Source organism: Dellaglioa sp. CoH-57-MRSF-18 (genome assembly GCF_056781995.1).
The window spans coordinates 1-397 of record NZ_JBXAXX010000116.1 but is presented as its reverse complement, the minus strand read 5'-3'; the positions used below and the strand labels follow the sequence as shown (position 1 = coordinate 397).

1 protein-coding gene is annotated in these 397 nt (G+C 57.2%); it reads left to right on the top strand.

From position 1 onward, the window contains the following. Positions 1–397: AAA family ATPase (locus tag AC1RPG_RS08335; RefSeq protein WP_481762523.1), on the top strand; the 397-nt coding region annotated here is incomplete at both ends.

The window sequence follows — 397 nt, the reverse complement described above, 5'->3', positions numbered from 1 at the left end:
ACTCGACACGATTCGTGCGCAGCTCCGTACCGAGTTCTTCGGTCTGGACGACATCATCGACCGTGTAATCGAGAGCGTGAGTGCTTGGTACATCTTCCCACAGCTGATCACGCGTCCCGTGATCGTGAACCTGTGGGGTATGACCGGCGTCGGCAAGACCCAGCTGGTGCGCCGCCTTTCCGCGCTGCTGGGGTTTGGTGACAAGTTTGTAGAAGTCGTGATGGACGGTTCGTCCAAGCACGGCTACTTCGGGTCGTCATCGCTGTCCTCGATCTTGAACAACTCGAAAATTGAGGAAGGCCAACCCGGCATTCTCCTGCTCGATGAGATGCAGCGTTTTCGCACCATCGACGACGCTGGTAACGAGGTCAAGGTCGAGCGCTACCAAGATGTGTGG